This window comes from Micromonospora sp. WMMD1274 (genome assembly GCF_049179035.1).
Taxonomy (GTDB): domain Bacteria; phylum Actinomycetota; class Actinomycetes; order Mycobacteriales; family Micromonosporaceae; genus Micromonospora; species Micromonospora tulbaghiae.
In genome coordinates, this window is the sequence record NZ_JBMHMG010000001.1 from 4,687,474 (window position 1) to 4,700,369 (window position 12,896).

A 12,896-nucleotide genomic window follows, 5' to 3' on the forward strand; every position below is an offset into this window, starting at 1 on the left:
GCTCGCCTTCCGTGGGGCATGCCCGACTGTAACTCCCACAGCCCCCGCCCCACTCTCCCGGTGTGTCCGTCACGACCCTCGTCACCTCTCCTTCGTCGCCGCAGGGTCCGGCGGATGCGCCCGGAGACGGGAAAAAGAAATCGGATCCGGGCGCATCCGGGGGCGACGGAGCCGGCGTAACCCGTTCTGCAAGCCAGGCCTGACGAATCAGCATCAACCACCAGGAGGCAGACAATGCAGTACGCGATGTTCCGTCGGGTCGCCGCGGGCGGCGCGGTGGCCGCCCTCACCTTCGCCGGCGTCGGCGCCGCCACCATGAGCCCGGCCTACGCCGCCTCGTCGAAGGTCTCCGTGGTCCACGGCATCCCGGACACCCCGGTCGACGTGTACGTCAACGGCGAGAAGACGCTGAACAACTTCAAGCCCGGCGACGTCGCCGGCCCGCTCACCCTGCCCGAGGGGGAGTACGACATCGCCCTGACCAAGCCCGGCGAGGCGATCGACAAGGCGATCCTGAAGGTGGACGACGCCGAGGTGCCGGGCGGGGCGAACATCAGCCTCGCCGCCCACCTCAGCGCCGCCGGCGAGCCGCAGATCACCCCGTTCGTCAACGACGTGTCCAAGGTGGGCGCCGGCAAGGCCCGGCTGATCGTCCGGCACACCGCCGCCGCCCCGGCCGTCGACGTGCGGGCCGGTGGGAAGCCGGTCTTCGAGAACCTGACCAACCCGAAGGAGGCCAAGGCGGACGTGGCCGCCGGCTCGGTCGAGGCGGACGTGGTGCTCGCCGGCACCGACACCGTCGCCATCGGCCCGGCCGACCTGAACCTGAAGGAGGGCACCGCCACCATCGTCTACGCGATCGGCTCGGCCGAGGCGAAGAACCTGAACGTGGTCGCCCAGACCATCAGCGGCCTGCACTCGGCGCCGGGCGGCGTGCCCAGCGGCACCGGCGGCCAGGCCGGCACCGGCGTGGACACCTGGTGGTACGTGCTGGCCGGGGCCGGCGTGCTGCTCCTGGTCGGCGGCGGGGCGCGGGTGGCGGCAACCGCCCGGGCCGGTCGCCGGTGACGGTGCGCAACCGCGGGGCGCTGGCGGCGATGGCCGCCGGCGCCGCCGCGCTCACCCTGGCGACAGTGGTGGCGTGCGGATCCGAGCCCGCCGAGGACGTCGGCGGCGACGAGGTGACGGCGCTGGCCAGTGCCACGCCCACACCCGCGCCCTCGGCGACCGGCGGCGGCTCGGTCCCGGTGAACCCGGGCACGCTGCCCGCCGGCGCCGAGATCGTGCCGCCGGTGAAGCTGAGCATCCCGCCGATCCGGGTCACCGCCACCGTCAACCCGGTGGGCGTCAACGAGCGCACCGACGAGTTCGAGGTGCCGCCCAGCGTGGACCAGGTCGGCTGGTACCGCTACGGCCCGGGCCTGGAGGCCGGTGCCGGCTCGGTGGTGATCGCCGGGCACGTGGACAGCGCCGAGCAGGGCAAGGGGGCGTTCTTCCGGCTGCGTGAGCTGGGCCGGGGGGACGAGCTCACCGCCACCGGCTCGGACGGCCGCGAGCGCTCCTACCGGGTGGTGGCCCGGGAGGAGTACCGGAAGTCGAAGATCCCGCTGGAGCGGTACTTCGCGCGTGACGGCAAGCCGCGCCTCACGCTGATCACCTGCGGTGGGCCGTTCGACGCGAAGACCCGCAGCTACCGGGACAACATCGTGGTCACGGCCGTTCCCGCGTGACCATGACGGGCCCGCGTGAGCGGGCCGGACCGCCCCGGGTGGGACGGGGCGGTCCGGCCCCCGGGGCCGGGTACGCAGGCCGTTAGGCTGAACCGTGATGGCATACCTTGATCACGCCGCGACGACCCCGATGCTGGACGAGGCACTCGAGGCGTACGTCGCTGTCGCCCGCGAGGTCGGCAACGCCTCGTCGCTGCACGCGGCGGGTCGCCGGGCCCGGCGGCGGGTGGAGGAGTCCCGCGAGCGGGTGGCCGCCGCGCTCGGCGCCCGCCCCTCCGAGGTGATCTTCACCGGCGGCGGCACGGAGAGCGACAACCTCGCCGTGAAGGGCGTCTTCTGGGCCCGTCGCGCCGCCCGCGCCGACCGGGTCCGGGTGGTCTCCAGCGCGGTCGAGCACCACGCCGTCCTCGACGCGGTGGACTGGCTGGTCGAGCACGAGAGCGCGCAGGCCGGCTGGCTTCCGGTCGACGCGGCCGGGCGGCTCGATCCGGAGCGACTGCGCGCCGAGCTGGCCGAGCACGGCGAGCGCGTCGCGGTGGTCACCGCCATGTGGGCGAACAACGAGGTGGGCACCGTCCAGCCGGTGGCCGAGCTGGCCGCCGTCGCCGCCGAGCACGGGGTGCCGTTCCACACCGACGCCATCCAGGCGGTCGGGCAGGTCCCGGTCGACTTCGCCGCCAGCGGCGTGTCGGCGCTCACCGTGACCGGGCACAAGCTCGGCGGCCCGGCCGGCGTGGGCGCGCTGCTGCTGGCCCGCGACGTGGCGGCCACCCCGCTGCTGCACGGCGGCGGCCAGGAGCGCGACGTACGCTCCGGGACGCTCGACACCGCGGGCATCGTCGCGTTCGCGGTCGCCGTCGAGAGCGCGGTCAAGGGCCAGCAGGAGTACGCCGCCCGCGTCGCCGCGCTCCGCGACGAGCTGGTCGAGCGGGTCCGGCAGGCCGTCCCCGAGGTGATCTTCAACGGCGACCCGGCCGACCGGCTCCCGGGCAACGCGCACTTCTCCTTCCCCGGCTGCGAGGGGGACGCGCTGCTGCTGCTCCTGGACGCCCAGGGCATCGCCTGCTCGACCGGGTCGGCCTGCTCCGCCGGGGTGGCCCAGCCCTCACACGTGCTGCTGGCCATGGGCGCCGACGACGACCGGGCCCGGTCCTCGCTGCGCTTCACGCTCGGGCACACGAGCACCGGCGCGGACGTGGACGCGCTGATCGCCGCGCTGCCGGCCGCGGTGGAGCGGGCCCGCCGCGCGGCCGCCCTCCGTACTCCCCGCTGATCCGGATACGCTCGGTGAGGACGAGGGGAGTGGGCCGGTGAGGGTTCTGGCGGCGATGTCGGGCGGGGTGGACTCCGCCGTCGCGGCGGCACGGGCGGTGGAGGCCGGGCACGACGTGACGGGCGTGCACCTGGCGCTGGCCCGCAACCCGCAGACGTACCGCACCGGCGCCCGGGGCTGCTGCACGCTGGAGGACTCCCGGGACGCCCGGCGCGCCGCCGACGTGCTCGGCATCCCGTTCTACGTGTGGGACATGGCCGACCGGTTCCACGACGACGTGGTGGACGACTTCGTGGCCGAGTACGCCGCCGGGCGTACCCCGAATCCCTGCCTGCGCTGCAACGAGAAGATCAAGTTCGCGGCGGTGCTGGACCGGGCCGTGGCCCTGGGCTTCGACGCGGTGGTCACCGGCCACCACGCCCGGCTCGGCGCCGACGGCCTGCTGCGGCGCAGCGTGGACGCGGCCAAGGACCAGTCGTACGTGCTGGCGGTGCTGACCCGCGCGCAGCTCGACCGGTCGATCTTCCCGCTCGGCGACTCGACGAAGGCCGAGGTGCGCGCGGAGGCCGCCCGGCGCGGCCTCGCCGTGGCCGACAAGCCGGACTCGCACGACATCTGCTTCATCGCCGACGGCGACACCCGCGGCTTCCTGGCCGAGCGGCTCGGCGAGGCGCCGGGCCAGGTGGTGGACGCGCTCACCGGCGCGGTGGTGGGCAGCCACAGCGGCGCCTACCAGTACACCGTCGGGCAGCGGCGTGGCCTGCACCTGGACCGCCCGGCGCCGGACGGCCGGCCCCGCTACGTCCTGTCCATCACCCCGACCACGAACACCGTGACGGTCGGCCCGGCCGAGGCGCTGGAGGTGTCCGACGTGCGGGCCACCCGCCCGGTGTGGACCGGCGGGCCGCGCCCGGACGGGCCGGTCGAGTGCGAGGTGCAGCTCCGGGCGCACGGCGACGTGGTGCCGGCCGCGGTCGAGGTCGACGCCGACGGGCTGCGCGCGTCGCTGCGCCGCCCGGTGCGGGGTGTCGCCGCCGGCCAGGCGATCGTGGCCTACCGGCCGGACCCGGCCGGCGACGTCGTCCTCGGCTCCGCCACCATCACCGCTGCCTGACCGGCGACGGGCAGCGGATAGGCTGCGGCCGTGACTGAGCAGGCGTGGCCCTGGCCCACCGGCGCGGCGACCGGCATCGGTTCGCTGCCCGGCACCGACATCGCCGAGGCGCAGCGGATCGTGCTCGGCGAGCTGCCCGCCCTGCCGCACCTGCCCGAGCTGCCCGCGCGAGGGCCGGGCGCGGACATCGTCGGCCGCACCGCCGGCCTGCTCGTCGAACTTCCGGTCGAGCTGTACGCGGCCCGCTGGCGGATCGCCCCGCGCCCCGGCCGCGACCTGCGCCGCGCCCGCGACCTGATGGAACGCGACCTCGACCAGCTCGCCGAGCAGGCCGAGGAGTACGCCGGACCGGTCAAGGTCCAGGCGGCCGGCCCGTTCACCCTCGCCGCCGCGCTGGAGCTGCCGATCGGCGGCCGGATGCTGCGCGACCCGGGCGCGGTACGCGATCTCGCCGGCTCGCTCGGCGAGGGGCTGCGCGGGCACGTCGAAGCGGTGACCCGGCGGCTGCCCCGCGCCTCGGTGCTGCTCCAGCTCGACGAGCCGTCCCTGCCGGCGGTGCTGGCCGGCCGGGTTCCCACCGAGAGCGGCTTCGGCACCCACCGACCGGTGGAGACCGAGGTGGCGCGCGGGCTGCTGCACGACGTGATGGAGGCGGCCGGCGTCCCGGCGCTCGTGCACTGCTGCGCGCCGGACGCCCCGCTGGAGCTGATCCGGTCCGCCGGGGCCGTGGGCGTCGCGCTCGACCTGTCGCTCGTCACCGACCTCGACCCGCTCGGCGAGGCGATCGACGCCGGGCTCGGGCTGCTGGCCGGTGCCGCGCCGACGCTGCCGCCGCCGTCCGGGCGGGCGCCGACGTCGGCCGAGGTCGCCGACCGCATCCGGCGGGTCTGGGACCAGCTCGGCTTCCCCCGTCGCCGGCTGGCCGAGCAGGTGGTGGTCACCCCCGCGTGCGGTCTGGCCGGCGCCACCCCGGCGTACGCCCGCGCGGTGCTCACCGCCTGCCGCGACGCCGGCCGGCGGCTCGCCGAGGACTGACGTTTTTCCGTCGTACCCGCCGGGCACGATGACCGGCATGATTGGACGACTGCGTTCCACAGTGATCGACTGCCCCGATCCGCACGCGCTCGCCGCCTTCTACTCCGAGCTGCTCGGCCTGCCCTTGGTGGAGGAGAACTCCGACGGCGACGAGTGGGTGGTGCTCGGCGGCCCGCCCGGGCACCAGCCGCGGGTGGCCTTCCAGCGGGCGCCCGGCCTGCGCGCCCCCGACTGGCCCGACCCGGCCCGGCCGCAGCAGTTCCACCTCGACGTGACGGTCGACGACATCGAGGCGGCCGAGAAGGCGGCGCTGGCGCTCGGCGCGCGGCGGCTGCCGGGTGAGGGGGAGGGCTTCCGGGTCTACGCCGACCCGGCCGGTCACCCGTTCTGCCTCTGCTGGGACTGATCTTCCGCGACTTGCGCGGCGGGGGCATGATCGCCACCGTGACCGCCTCCACCGCCACCGGCCGCGCCGCCGGTTCGCTGTTCGGCCTGGCCTACGGCGACGCCCTGGGCAAGCCGACCGAGTTCCTCACCGTCACCGAGATCGTCCGGCGCTACGGTCCGGGCGGTCCGCGCGAGCTGACCGGCGACCCGGCCCTGGTCACCGACGACACCCAGATGGCGCTGGCCGTGGCGTGGGCGCTGCACGACGCGCCCGCGTACACGGCCGGGGCGGTGGAGCCGCTGCTGCGGCAGCGCTTCGTCGACTGGTCGGTCAGCCCGGAGAACAACCGCGCCCCCGGCATGACCTGCCTGCGGGCCTGCGCCGAGCTGGCCCGGGGTGCCCGCTGGCAGGAGGCCACGGTCGCCGGTTCCAAGGGCTGCGGCGCGAACATGCGGGTCACCCCGGTCGGGCTGCTCGACGTCGACCTGGACACGATGGCCGGGCTGGCCCAGCTCCAGGCCGGTCTCACCCACGGCCACCCGACCGGGCTGGCGGCGAGCGAGCTGACCGCGTACGCGGTCCGGCTGCTGCGCGACGGTGCGGCGCTGCCGGAGCTGCCCGGCCTGCTCACCGAGCGGGCCCGGGAGCAGCGCACCGTCTACCGGGACGACTGGCTGGGCGACCTGTGGCAGCGGCCCGACGAGAGCAGCGCGGCCGAGTTCGTCGCCCGGGGCTGGGACGACTGCCTGCGCGTGCTCGGCCGGCTGGAGGCGGCGCTGGCCCGCCCGGACGACGGCGGCGACCCGTGCCGGTTCACCGGCGAGGGGTGGATCGCCGAGGAGGCGCTCGCCACCGCGCTGCTCTGCGCGCTGCGCCACACCGACGACCCGGTCGGCGCGCTGGCCCGGGGCGCCACCACCGCCGGTGACTCGGACTCCATCGCCGCCCTGGCCGGCGCGTTCGTCGGCGCCGCGTACGGCATGGCCGCCTGGCCCGCCGGGTGGGCCGGCCGGATCGAGTACGCCGGTCAGCTCACCGCGCTCGCCGCCGCATTCGACGGAGGGGTCCAGCCCGCGCGCTGAGGGCCGGACAGCCGCACCGGCTCCCGCTCGCGCGGGTGGTTCGGACGCCGCTTCCGGCTCGCGCGGGTGGTTTCGGGCGCCGGTTCGGCTCGCGGGGTGGGCGGGTCCGGGTGCCGGCTGCCGCGGACGGGTCAGCCGGTGAGGTGGTCGAGGCGGCGGATGCCGCGCCACAGGGCCGGGTCGCAGGTGCCGGCCCGGTCGGCGAACGCGCTCAGCGGCACCGGGATCGGCTCGCTGACGTCCAGGTAGCTGTCGTGGTCGGCGTCCGGATCCCAGTCCCGCGTCGGGATCGGCAGGTGGTCGTCCCGGTCCGACTTGTCCTGGCTGGTGATCTTCAGCACCTCGGCGTCCCGGCCGTCGACGCGCAGCACCAGGCAGGGGCGCACCTTGGAACCGGTTCCGTCGGCGTAGGGCACGTCGGCCCACCAGATCTCCCCGGGCCGGGGCTCGTCCCGGTCGGCCCGGGCGCCCCGCGGCCTCGGCGGCGCGCCGACGCGCTCACCTCGCGACCCGCCGCCGGCCCGGTCACCGCGGCGCCCGCCGCCGGGCCGGTCGTCCCCACGTCCACCGCCGGCCCGGTCGGTGCCGGGCCGGTCGCCGCCCGGCCCGCTGCTCCGGCTGCCACGGCCGGTGCCCGGCTGCCGTCCACCGGCCCGGTCGCGCGTCCCGGCGGCGCGTTCGGCCGAGCGGCGACGCCAGTCGTTCCACAGCCAGCCGGCCGCGACGCAGGCCACGATCACCAGCGCCCAGATCACCCCGTCGCGCATCCGTCGCCCGCCTTCCCGACCGTTGTCGCCCAGCACCGCCGACGCGATCGTCGCACGGCCGGGCCGCACCCGCCCGGCGGCGCGACCGGCGCCGGTTCGCCCTGCTCGGCGCGGGTGGCCGGACGACTGTCACCCCCGACCGCTACGGTTCTCGGGTAGCACGAACACGGGAGGTCGACAGCGGTGTCCGAAGGCGGCGGCGTGTCCGAAGAAGCGGTTCCCCCAGCGGTCGACGCGGCCCAGGACGCGGCGGCGGGTGCCGAGCCGACCCCGGCGGCCCGGGAGCGGCACGCCACGCTCAGCCAGGAGCTGACCGAACACCAGTACCGCTACTACGTGCTCGACGCGCCGACCGTCACCGACGCGGAGTTCGACAGGCAGCTGCGGGAGCTGGAGGCGCTGGAGGCCGAATACCCGGCGCTGCGCACGCCCGACTCGCCCACCCAGCGGGTCGGCGGCACCTTCTCCACCGACTTCACGCCGGTCGCGCACGCCGAGCGGATGCTCTCGCTCGACAACGCCTTCGCGGACGAGGAGCTGGCGGCCTGGTCCGAGCGGGTCGAGCGCGACGCGGGCGGTCCGGTGCCCTACCTGTGCGAGCTGAAGGTCGACGGGCTCGCCATCAACCTGACCTACGAGAAGGGCCGGCTGGTGCGCGCCGCGACCCGGGGCGACGGCCGCACCGGCGAGGACGTCACCGCCAACGTGCGCAGCATCAAGGGGGTGCCGGCCCGGCTGACCCCGGCCGACGACTTCCCCGACGTGCCGGATCTGATCGAGGTGCGCGGCGAGATCTACTTCCCGGTGGCCGCGTTCGCCGACCTGAACGCGAGCCTGGTCGAGCAGGGCAAGGCGCCGTTCGCCAACCCGCGCAACGCCGCCGCCGGCAGCCTGCGGCAGAAGGACCCCCGGGTGACCGCGTCCCGCCCGCTGCGCCTGGTGGTGCACGGCATCGGCGCGCGCAGCGGGTTCCGGCCGGCCGCGCAGTCCGAGTCGTACGCTGCGCTCAAGGCGTGGGGGCTGCCCACCAGCGACAGGTGGCGGGTGGTGGACGACCTGGCCGGCGTCGCGGACTACATCGCCTACTACGGCAAGCACCGGCACGACGTCGAGCACGAGATCGACGGCGTGGTGGTCAAGGTCGACCCGGTCTCCATCCAGGGCCGTCTCGGCTCGACCAGCCGCGCGCCGCGCTGGGCGATCGCCTTCAAATACCCGCCCGAGGAGGTGAACACCAAGCTGCTCGACATCGACGTCAACGTCGGGCGCACCGGCCGGGTCACCCCGTTCGCCGTCCTCGAACCGGTCCGGGTGGCCGGCTCCACAGTGGCGCTGGCCACGCTGCACAACGCCCGCGAGGTCGAGCGCAAGGGCGTGCTCATCGGTGACACGGTGGTGCTGCGCAAGGCCGGCGACGTGATCCCCGAGGTGCTCGGCCCGGTGGTCGAGCTGCGCCCGGCCGACGCCCGCCCGTTCGTCATGCCGACCACCTGCCCGGCCTGCGGCACGCCGCTCGCGCCGGCCAAGGAGAGCGACGTCGACATCCGCTGCCCCAACGGGCGGGCCTGCCCCGGTCAGATCCGCGAGCGGGTCTTCTACCTGGCCAGCCGCAAGGTGCTCGACATCGAGGTGCTGGGCGAGAAGGGCGCGGCGGCGCTGCTCGACGCCCAGATCATCACCAACGAGGGCGACCTGTTCCAGCTCGACGCCGAGCAGTTGAGCCGGTCGCCGTTCTTCGTCAACAAGGACGGCAGCCTGGGCAGCAACGCCACCAAGCTGCTCGACAACCTCGCCGAGGCCAAGGAACGCGACCTGTGGCGCGTGCTGGTGGCGCTGTCCATCCGGCACGTCGGCCCGACCGCCGCCCAGGCGCTCGCCCGGCACTTCCGCTCGGTCGCCGCGATCGAGGCCGCGAGCGAGGAGGAGCTGTCCTCGGTGGACGGCGTCGGCCCGACCATCGCGGCGAGCGTGAAGGAGTGGTTCGCTGTCGACTGGCACCGCGACGTGGTGCGCAAGTGGGCCGAGGCGGGCGTACGGATGGCCGAGGAGGCCGCCGACGAGGGGCCGCGACCGCTCGACGGCGTCACTGTGGTGGTCACCGGCACGCTCAGCGGGTTCAGCCGTGACCAGGCGGCCGAGGCGATCCAGGCCCGGGGCGGCAAGGTGACCGGCTCGGTCTCCAAGAAGACCGGCTTCGTGGTGGTCGGCGACAATCCCGGCTCCAAGGCCGACAAGGCCGCCACGCTGAAACTGCCGATCCTCGACGAGGACGGATTCCGCGTCCTGCTGGACTCCGGCCCGGAGGCGGCCCGCGAGGTGGCTCGGGTGGAGGACTGACAGGCTGGTCACAGCTTCTGTCCGGCGGATACCAAGTTAATTACGACTACGACCGATTCGTGACTGTCGTGTCGGGGAAATCGCCTCGGAGGGCGTTTCATTGGCGTACGACGCGTGACGGCGCGCGCCAGGACGTTCCCCGGGAGGTGCGATGGAGACCGGCGACCCGCGTAACTCCGTCCCGCCCGGGCGGAGCGGGCCGTTCTTCGGCTTCGTCGGCGCGATCGGCGTCGTCGCCCTGGCGGTCTCGGCCGGTCCGCTCGTCGCGCTCGCCGACAGGTGGAGCGGACTGCCGGCCGCGTTCTGGACCATGGCGGCGCTCGCTGTCGCCTGCGACGCCCGCCCGTTCGTCCCGCCCGGCCGGCGGCAGACCTCGGCGGTGTTCCCGTCGACCTGCTTCACCTTCGCCATCCTGCTCGGCTGGGGCTTCGGTCCGGCCGTCGCGGTGCAGGCCGTGGCGGTCGCGGTCAGCGGCTGGCGGCTCGGGTACGCCCCCTGGCGCACCGGCTTCAACGCGGCGCAGTACGCGTGCGCGCTGGCCGCCGCGTACGCCGTCACCCGGATCGGCCCGGGTGAGCTGTTCGACGGCGGCCGGTTGCACTGGACCGACGTGGCGGCGGTGGGCGGCGCGACTGTCGCCTGGTTCGTGGTCAACTACGGGCTGGTCAGCTCGGCGGTCCGGTTGCGCTTCGGCGACCGCTGGTGGCCCAGCGTCCGCAGCGGCCTGGCCTACGAGCTGCTCGCCACCGGTTCGCTGCTGCTGCTCGCGCCGGTGCTGGTGGCCGCCGCCCGGGCCAGCGCGGCGCTGATCCCGCTGGTGCTGGTGCCGCTGTTCGCGGTCTACCGGATGGCCCGGCTCTCCGCCGAACGGGAACAGCTCGCCGACGTGGACCCGCTCACCGGGCTGCCCAACCGCAAGGCGCTGCTGACCGAGGTGGCCGAGCAGGTGCACCTGCACGGCGACCGGGCCGCCCGGGGCGCGCCGGACGCCCACCTGGCGCTGCTGCTGCTCGACCTGGACCGGTTCAAGCACGTCAACGACGCGCTCGGGCACGCCGTGGGTGACCGCCTGCTGGTCGAGGTGAGCGCCCGGCTGATGGGCGCTGTGGACGGCGGTGACATGGTGGCGCGGCTCGGCGGCGACGAGTTCGCCATCGTCGTACCCCGGCTCACCGACATCGACCAGGCCCGCGAGCGGGCCGACCGGGTGGTGGCCGCGCTCGCCGAGCCGGTGCCGCTGGACGGGCTGCCGCTGGACGTGGGCGGCGCCATCGGCATCGCGCTCTACCCCGACCACGGCGAGGACTTCGCCACCCTGATGCGTCACGCCGACGTGGCCATGTACGACGCGAAGCACCGCAACGACACGGTGGCGGTCTACGCGCCGGAGTCCGACCACAACTCGGCCGAGCGGCTGAGTCTGCTGGCCGACCTGCGGCGGGTGCTGGAGTCCGGCCCGTCCGCGCAGGGCGGCGAGACGGTCGGCGTACGCGGGGGTGACGGCGCCGCCCTCCAGCCGGCGCTGCCGGTCCGGGCCGACCGCCCGGCCCGCAACCAGCGCCCGGCGCGCGACGGCGGCCGCGGGCGGTCCGGCGACGGGCCGAACCGGTGGCTGCGGCGTCGCCGGGACCGGGCGGAGGAGCGGCACGACGACGACCTGATCGAGCGGATCCTCACCGGCGCCGACCCGATCCGCAGCCGGGCCGCGCGCGCCGGCGGCACCGCAGCGGTGGTGGCGCCGCTCGTGGCCGGTGGCGGGGATGCCGACGCGGAGACCGCGCGCGGGACGGACGCCGGGCACGACGTCGAGGCCGGCACCGGGCACGACGCGCAGGCCGCGGTGAGTACGGGCGCGCCGGGCGTCATCGGCCCGACCGCCGACGGGAGCACGACCGCCGAGCCGGACGACCAGGCCGCGCACCCGGGCGAGATCACCATGTACTACCAGCCGCAGATCGCCATCGCGACCGGCGAAGTGGTCGGCGTCGAGGCGCTGCTGCGCTGGCGGCACCCGCGCCGGGGCATGGTCGACCCGGGCGAGCTGATCCAGGTCGCGGAGCAGAGCGCGGTGATGCGGCTGCTCACCCGCCGCGTGGTGGACGACGTGGTGGAGCAGCTCGCCAAGTGGTCGGCGGCCGGGCTCACGCTGCGGGCCGCGCTCAACGTCAGCGTCCGTGACCTGCACACCGGCGAGATCGCCGACCAGATCGCCGACCGCCTGGCCCGGTACGGCGTGCCGCCGGAGCGCCTCCAGGTGGAGATCACCGAAGGCGCGCTGATGGCCGACCCGCGGCGGGTGCTCGCCAGCATCACCCAGCTGCACCGGATCGGCGTCGGCATCGCGCTCGACGACTTCGGCACCGGCTATTCGTCGCTGCAGCACCTGCGCCGGCTCCCGCTGTCCGAGGTGAAGGTGGACCGGTCGTTCGTCCTCGGGATGGCCGAGGACCCGGACGACGCCGCGATCGTCCGCTCGATGATCGAACTGGCCGGCGCGCTCGGGCTGCGGGTGGTGGCCGAGGGCGTGGAGGACGAGCGCACCTGGCGGCTGCTGCACGCCGCCGGGTGCGACGTCGCGCAGGGCTGGTTCCACGCCCGGCCGATGCCGGCCGAGGATCTGGTGGCCTGGCTGTCCCGCTACCGTCCGGTGCGCCCGGTGGAGGCGGGGAGCCGCAGCGGTCCGGCGCCGGAGGGGGAGTCGAAGGCGTCGTCGTGACGGCGGGACAATAGACTCGCTCCGGTCACCGCGCGTCATCGAGCACGCCCGTACGCGCGGCCGGCCCACCGCAGACGTCTCAGGACAGCCACGAAGGGGGCACTGATGGCCGCCATCTCCCGCGAGGAGGTCGCGCACCTCGCGCGACTGTCGCGGCTCGCCGTCACGGAGGAGGAACTGGACACCTTCGCCGGCCAGCTGGATGTGATCCTCCAGTCGGTCGCGCAGGTCGGCGAGGTCGCCGCGGCGGACATCCCGCCGACGTCCCACTCCGTGCCGCTGACGAACGTGCTCCGCGAGGACGTGGTGCGGCCGGGCCTGACCCCGCAGGAGGCGCTGTCGGGCGCCCCCGACGCCGAGGAGCAGCGGTTCCGCGTCCCGCGGATCCTGGACGAGGATGTGGCCTCATGAGCGAGCGCAGCGAGCGAATCATCAGGCTCAGCGTGGTTGTCGG

Annotated in this window: 11 protein-coding genes; 10 read left to right on the forward strand and 1 reads right to left on the reverse strand. The window is 75.2% G+C overall.

What is annotated here, in order from left to right; genetic code table 11:
* The first annotated feature begins 234 nt into the window (after nucleotides 1-234).
* The 7 genes from ACN27D_RS22340 to ACN27D_RS22370 all read left to right on the forward strand — a co-directional run bounded on the left by ACN27D_RS22340 (nucleotide 235) and on the right by ACN27D_RS22370 (nucleotide 6,622).
* Nucleotides 235-1,068, forward strand: coding sequence for a DUF4397 domain-containing protein (locus ACN27D_RS22340; RefSeq protein WP_120571327.1), 834 nt, complete (start codon nucleotides 235-237; stop codon nucleotides 1,066-1,068).
* Nucleotides 1,065-1,730, forward strand: coding sequence for a class F sortase (locus ACN27D_RS22345; protein ID WP_121685876.1), 666 nt, complete (start codon nucleotides 1,065-1,067; stop codon nucleotides 1,728-1,730). Before ACN27D_RS22340 ends, ACN27D_RS22345 begins: the two co-directional genes overlap by 4 nt.
* A 97-nt stretch (nucleotides 1,731-1,827) precedes the next feature.
* A complete protein-coding gene (locus tag ACN27D_RS22350) occupies nucleotides 1,828-3,003 on the forward strand; it encodes a cysteine desulfurase family protein (protein WP_121685877.1) in 1,176 nt (391 codons plus the stop codon).
* Between the two features lie 37 nt (nucleotides 3,004-3,040).
* Entirely contained in the window at nucleotides 3,041-4,117 is a 1,077-nt protein-coding gene (mnmA, locus tag ACN27D_RS22355) for a tRNA 2-thiouridine(34) synthase MnmA (RefSeq protein WP_013284461.1), read from the forward strand.
* A 30-nt stretch (nucleotides 4,118-4,147) separates the two neighbouring features.
* On the forward strand, nucleotides 4,148-5,152 hold the full coding sequence (locus ACN27D_RS22360; RefSeq protein WP_121685879.1) for a methionine synthase: 1,005 nt from the start codon (nucleotides 4,148-4,150) through the stop codon (nucleotides 5,150-5,152).
* Between the two features lie 37 nt (nucleotides 5,153-5,189).
* Nucleotides 5,190-5,558: a VOC family protein gene (locus ACN27D_RS22365; RefSeq protein WP_184682833.1), complete on the forward strand. Its 369-nt coding sequence runs from the start codon at nucleotides 5,190-5,192 to the stop codon at nucleotides 5,556-5,558.
* 26 nt (nucleotides 5,559-5,584) lie between these two features.
* Complete coding sequence (locus tag ACN27D_RS22370; protein ID WP_421499915.1) at nucleotides 5,585-6,622, forward strand: ADP-ribosylglycohydrolase family protein; 1,038 nt, start codon at nucleotides 5,585-5,587, stop codon at nucleotides 6,620-6,622.
* 131 nt (nucleotides 6,623-6,753) lie between these two features.
* Here the strand turns inward: ACN27D_RS22370 and ACN27D_RS22375 are convergent, their stop codons facing one another.
* Complete coding sequence (locus ACN27D_RS22375) at nucleotides 6,754-7,389, reverse strand: type II toxin-antitoxin system PemK/MazF family toxin (RefSeq protein ID WP_421499916.1); 636 nt, start codon at nucleotides 7,387-7,389, stop codon at nucleotides 6,754-6,756.
* A gap of 183 nt (nucleotides 7,390-7,572) precedes the next feature.
* Between ACN27D_RS22375 and ligA the strand changes: the two genes are divergently transcribed.
* From ligA to gatC, 3 genes are all read left to right on the forward strand, one after another.
* On the forward strand, nucleotides 7,573-9,726 hold the full coding sequence (gene ligA / locus ACN27D_RS22380; protein WP_421499917.1) for an NAD-dependent DNA ligase LigA: 2,154 nt from the start codon (nucleotides 7,573-7,575) through the stop codon (nucleotides 9,724-9,726).
* A 151-nt stretch (nucleotides 9,727-9,877) separates the two neighbouring features.
* Nucleotides 9,878-12,442 carry a putative bifunctional diguanylate cyclase/phosphodiesterase gene (locus tag ACN27D_RS22385; RefSeq protein WP_120571319.1) on the forward strand — a complete coding sequence of 855 codons (2,565 nt, stop codon included), beginning with the start codon at nucleotides 9,878-9,880 and terminating at the stop codon, nucleotides 12,440-12,442.
* A gap of 105 nt (nucleotides 12,443-12,547) precedes the next feature.
* A complete protein-coding gene (gene gatC, locus ACN27D_RS22390; protein ID WP_013284468.1) occupies nucleotides 12,548-12,853 on the forward strand; it encodes an Asp-tRNA(Asn)/Glu-tRNA(Gln) amidotransferase subunit GatC in 306 nt (101 codons plus the stop codon).
* The last annotated feature ends 43 nt before the right edge of the window (nucleotides 12,854-12,896 follow it).